We start from the raw sequence: 5,360 nt of genomic DNA, 5'->3' as shown, positions 1-5,360 counted from the left end.
TCGCTCGGTCGCAGGATCTCTCGTTGAGTGCGGCGTTGCAGGTCAAAGAAGAAAAACAGCAGGGCGACGATCATCGCCAGCCGCAAAAAGATCAGAGTGATGCTGACCGAACGGGAGAGTTCCGCGGTGTCGCGCCGGTAAAACCGCGCGCAGCCAAAAATCACCACCGCGGTCGAGATCAACAACAACGCCCACCACCACCAGCCTTCGATCGAGGCGGCGCGGGCGAATTCATAAACGGTGCTCTCCAGCGCCACGCTGCTCTCGGTGGACTGTTCTAGTGTTTCGTTCACGCCGATCGCCCTCCCGCCGCCAAACCAAATTCGTGACGCTTTGAACCGCCACGCGGATCGTCCGCTGCCAGCGTGCCGCCGGTCGAAACGGCTGCCCGAGTGTGATAGCTGGCCCAATAGGCCAATGCCTGTTCGGCCGCCAACAGCAACCCGAGCAGCGCCAACAGCATCAGCCCGAGGGTGGAACTGCCGGCAAACTGATTCTGTTGCCGCCAATCTTCGCTGGATACAAATTGCACGTCGATCGGCAACAGGGCGCGACGAATCTCGGCGGCGTCGGCGCGTTCCAAGTCACCCTCACCCCCGACGATCGTGCTGGCCGACGGGATGACCTCGCCGCCGCCATCGGCTTTCAAAAGTCCCCACTCGAACAGCCCGGGACGCAGCAGTTCGTCGACGTTGGATTCACTGGCGATCAAGCGTTCGACCGGATCGAGTGACACACGGACGGTGTCCGCTTCCGCTTCGGTGCCGATGATTTCCATCACCACGCGGGGCGGGGACTGGGCGGGTGTCACCAATTTCATTTCCGGAAAATAGGATCGGGTGGAAAGGGTTTTGCGAAGCGGTTCGGTGACTGAGTGGGACGTTGACGCGCTGGCGCCGCTCCAGAGCCGCGCGTTGGACAGCAACATGAACGGTACAAACGTCGGGTCGCCGGGCCAGTTGGTCCAGTCCGGGGCGAGGCTGCTGAGCACGGTGACGACGGTTCCCGCGCCGGAGGTGTGTTCGGTGACCAGGGGAACGCCGTCGCGGCGGACCAACACCTTGCGATACCGCCGGGGCTCTCCCGTCGCGTCTGCATCATCGGCAAGCGTCCAGCCCTTGGCGACGCCGATCATCGACAGCGAAGCATCCCCGGCGCTGCGTAGCGGATCCAGGAAGGTGTCGTTGTCGCCGAATAGAACATCGCCCGTTTGGGTCGACCCGCCGACGGGCAACGCTTCAATCGTTTGCAGCGGTGCGGGCAACAGGCGTCGATCCTGAGTCAGCAAGATGCGGTTGTAGTCGCTCGCCTCGACGGCGTCTCCGAGGAACCAGGCGATCCCGCCGCCCGCTTCGACGTATTGCTGCAATGCCGTCGCGGTGGTTTCGTTGATCTGCGGCAAATCCATCAAATAGATCGCGCGGTAAGGTGCCAACATCTCCATCGTCGCGCTGCGCAGAAACGCCGGCGGTTTGATGTCCGGCTGGGCACCGATACGAACTTGGCTGCCGGGATCGAGCACGGCAGCGACAGTGTACGCGCCGGCTTCGTCGACATCCGAATCGATCACCAACACGCGTTCGACATCGCTCAGCGGCAGCGTGCAGGTTCGCTGGTTGTCGGCGGCCAACGCATCCGAGGGCAGTTCCACTTCGATCGCATGGGTCCCGGTTTCGGCGATGAAGACTTGAAACGATTTGGTGATTTCGGCACCGGCGGCCAGCGACTCGATGACCAACCCGGGCAACGAATCGACGACACCGCTGACGCGGCGCGACGGATCGACCGATTGAACCTCGTTTCCATAACGAATGACGCGGCAGGCCAGCGTGACGTTCTTGACTTCGCGGCCGCTGTAGTTCTTGATCGTCGCGCGGACGACGACGGGAACACCGGCGACCCAGACGTCTTGGACGGGCGCGAGATCGGTGACGGCCAAATTTCGCTCGGGACGATTGGCACAGTCGATCATGCGGACCTTTAAATCGTCGCTGGAAAACTTGCGCATCGCTTCGGCCAGCCGCTCGGTCGATCCCCAGTCGCGGGCACGAAAGTCGCTGGCGATGTAAACGTACTGGTTGTCCGCCGAGGTTGCGGCGGCCAATTCGCCGGCCAGGTCCAGCGCCGGGACCAGATCGGTTCGGATCGGTGACACCGCGGTCGCCATCACGCGTGCGATCAGACTGCTGTCGCCCAGGACGGTTTGGCTGGACAGGTCCGCGGCGACGTCGCCGGAATCGCTGCCACCCTGGACGGCCAGGGCGGCGCGGCTGGCACGCATCACCGTGATTTGATGATTGCCCTCGTCGTTGACCAGCCGTTGCGTCAACTGCTGTAACGCCTGCAGGGCCCGATCATAAGAGGTCGCTTCACCGCCCCCGCTGACGTCTCCCATCGAATAGCTGTCGTCCAGGATGATGATGTGGTGCGTCGTTTGCCCACCCAGGGCACCCAGGATTTGACGGCCGCCGGTCCATCCGCACAGCATCATGACCAACACCGCGGCGACGGCCAGGCGGGTCAACAGCAGCAACAATTGCCGCAGCCGCAGCCACTTTTTTTGTTTTCGATAACTGGCCAACAAAAAATCCATCGCCGCCCACCGTCGTCGACGGTGACGCAGCATGTTGATCAGATGGACCAACAACGGAACGGCGACGAAGGCGAAGCCGGCCAGCAGAGCGGGATACAAGAACATGGTTCGCGGCCTCCTTACCGGCGTAGCTTGGGAAGCGAGGTGCGGTGCGACAGGAATCGTGCCAGCAGTGCATCCAGTGGGTCGCTGGTTCGGACTTGGATGTAGTCGATCGAAAGCCGACCACACGCTTTACGTGTTGCGTTCAAGAATTGATCGAGCGCCTCGACGTAACCCTGTCGCAGCGCGCGGGGATTGCAATTGAGCATGTCGTCGCTTTCGAGCCCTTCGAACCGCGTCGCACCGTTGAAAGGGAATTCGATTTCGTCGTCATGCAAAACGTGGAACAAGGCGACGTCGTGTCCCCGCGAACGGAGCACCCGCATCCCTTCGACCAGCGAGTCGATTCCCAACAGGTCTGAAACGATCAGCACCAGCCCACGACGGGGGATCGCCTGGCCGACCTGTTTAGCGACGCGGACCAAATCGGTTCGGCCGTCAGCCCCGACCTGATCCAACATCGACAAGATTCGCGCCAGTTGTTGCTGATTGCTTTTGGCCGGCACGATGTCACGGACTTCGGTGTCGAACGTGATCACTCCGCAGGCGTCTTTCTGGCGCAGGGCCAAGTAGGCCAGCGACGCGGCGATGGACGCGGAGTAATCGAACTTGTTCGTTTCGCCTTCGCCGTACGACATGCTGGCGCTGCGATCGACCAGCAGCGTCAACCGCAAGTTCGTTTCTTCTTCGTACTGTTTGATGTGCAAGCGATCCTGCCGCGCGTACACCTTCCAATCGATATGACGAAGCTCGTCACCGGTGTTGTATTGGCGGTGCTGCAGGAATTCGATCGACTGGCCGAAGTAGGGGCTGCGGTGCATGCCCGACAGGAATCCTTCGACCACACGACGCGCCGTCAATTCCATTCGACGGATTCGCTGCGTGACTTCAGGACGCAAATATTTTTTGGAATCGGGCATCACGCGAAAGCTCGTCTTCGGTCGTCGGTGTCGCCGCTACGATGCGATCGATCACATTGTCACTGGTCACCCCGTCACTTTCGGCGGCAAAATTGACCACCATGCGGTGACGGAGGACGGGTTTGGCCAGTTGTTGGATGTCGTCGATCGAGACATGAAAACGACCTTCCAACAGTGCCCGGGCCTTGCCGCCGAGGATCAGAAACTGGACCGCCCGCGGACCGGCTCCCCAACCGACCAGGTCGTTGACGAAATCCGGCACGCCGTCGTCGCCGACGCGGGTTTGGCGGACCAACGATAACGCGTAACGCACCACGTGATCGCTGACCGGAACCCGTCGCACCAAGTCTTGCAAACGGATGATCTCTTCGGCGTTGAGCACCGCTTGGACGTCGCCGGTTTCCATGCCGGTGGTTCGCCGCGCGACTTCGAACTCCTCGTCAAATGAGGGGTATTCGACATACACCTTGAACATGAAGCGGTCCTGTTGCGCTTCGGGCAACGGGTAGGTGCCTTCCTGTTCGATCGGGTTTTGCGTGGCCAGCACAAAGAACGGATTGGGCAGCGGGTGGCGGGTTCGTCCGACCGTGACCTGCCGTTCCTGCATCGCTTCCAACAGCGACGCTTGGGTCTTGGGCGGCGTGCGGTTGATTTCGTCGGCCAGGATGATGTTGGCGAACAACGGGCCTTCCATGAACCGAAACCCGCGGTGCCCGGTTGAACGGTCCTCTTCGATGATCTCCGTTCCGGTGACGTCGGCTGGCATCAGGTCGGGGGTGAACTGGACGCGAGAAAACGCCAGGTCCATCGTTCGGGCCAGTGTGCTGATCATCAACGTTTTGGCCAGCCCGGGGACGCCTTCGAGCAGAACGTGACCGCGACTGAACAGCCCGATCATGATCTCTTCGATGACTTCCTGCTGTCCGACAATGACTTTGCCAAGTTCCTGGCTGATCTGTTTTTTGGCATCGTTAAGACGTGCCGCGTCGGCTGCCGAAAGCTCGCCCATCGCCGCCCCGTCGTTCCCTGCTGACTCGACCGAGTTATCCATTCCGTTCCCACAATCAAAAGGTGCCACGCTTACTGAACCGCTACAGGATACCAGCCGGACTACGCGCCGGATATAGGAACGCGCCCGAACTGTCTCGATCGACCCTTGCCCTGGTCCGTTCCGCTACAATCGTAGGTTGTGCGATTGAACCGACCCGCCCAATGGTGCCCACCGCCGTGTTTCGACCGTCTGCCTTTCGCGTTGTGCTGCCGCACCGCGCCGTCCCGAGTTGTCACAGTCATCGTGTTTGTCGACACATCACCCAAGTGTCCAGTATCACGGCGGATCGGACTCAAGGCGGGCAACCGAAACATCACTCCATCATCGCCGCCGGCCGGTTGCGGGCCGCCACATTCGCCTTGTTGGTGTTGCTTCTACCGTGCCATGCCGCGTTGGCGGCCAATTACTCCGAAGCCGAAGCGTTGTTTCTGTCGGGGAAAATTGACGAGGCGGAAGAAATCGCCAAGGCCGAAGTCGACCGGGGGATTTGGAATCGCCGCTGGTCGGAACTGCTGATTCGATGCCAACTGGCGACCGGGCAATACGAACCGGCGTTGGAAACCTACGACGCCGCGATCGGCCGCTATCCGACCAGTTTGCCGCTCCGTGTGCTGGGAATCGATGTCACCCACTTCAACGACCTGCCTGATCGCGCTGCCAGTGAAGCGGCGATGATTCAGCGTTACTTGCAGAC

The 5,360-nt window shown here is 61.1% G+C and carries 3 protein-coding genes and 2 pseudogenes; 1 reads left to right on the top strand and 4 read right to left on the bottom strand.

Going from position 1 to position 5,360, the window contains the following annotated elements:
• From ABX749_RS20300 to ABX749_RS20285, 4 genes and pseudogenes are all read right to left on the bottom strand, one after another.
• Positions 1 to 293 (bottom strand): annotated as a pseudogene (locus tag ABX749_RS20300) (VWA domain-containing protein); the annotation flags it as partial.
• Positions 290 to 2,698: a BatA domain-containing protein gene (locus ABX749_RS20295; RefSeq protein WP_372897579.1), complete on the bottom strand. Its 2,409-nt coding sequence runs from the start codon at positions 2,696 to 2,698 to the stop codon at positions 290 to 292. The pseudogene ABX749_RS20300 and the gene ABX749_RS20295, both read right to left, overlap by 4 nt.
• A gap of 14 nt (positions 2,699 to 2,712) precedes the next feature.
• A complete protein-coding gene (locus tag ABX749_RS20290) occupies positions 2,713 to 3,594 on the bottom strand; it encodes a DUF58 domain-containing protein (protein WP_095736441.1) in 882 nt (293 codons plus the stop codon).
• Positions 3,584 to 4,666 (bottom strand): AAA family ATPase, encoded by a 1,083-nt coding sequence (locus ABX749_RS20285; protein WP_372897578.1) that lies wholly within the window; start codon positions 4,664 to 4,666, stop codon positions 3,584 to 3,586. The genes ABX749_RS20290 and ABX749_RS20285 overlap by 11 nt, the downstream gene beginning before the upstream one ends.
• 266 nt (positions 4,667 to 4,932) lie before the next feature.
• Between ABX749_RS20285 and ABX749_RS20280 the strand changes: the two are divergent.
• Positions 4,933 to 5,360, top strand: a pseudogene (locus tag ABX749_RS20280) (hypothetical protein); the annotation flags it as partial.

It is taken from the genome of Stieleria sp., from assembly GCF_041595215.1.
Taxonomy (GTDB): Bacteria; Planctomycetota; Planctomycetia; order Pirellulales; family Pirellulaceae; genus Stieleria; species Stieleria magnilauensis.
This window is presented reverse-complemented; position numbering and strand designations above follow the sequence as displayed.

Excerpts from the sequence above, each read along its gene's own strand:
- ABX749_RS20295 (WP_372897579.1), bottom strand. The coding sequence starts at position 2,698 with ATGTTCTTGTATCCCGCTCTGCTGGCCGGCTTCGCCTTCGTCGCCGTT.
- ABX749_RS20285 (WP_372897578.1), bottom strand. The coding sequence starts at position 4,666 with ATGGATAACTCGGTCGAGTCAGCAGGGAACGACGGGGCGGCGATGGGC.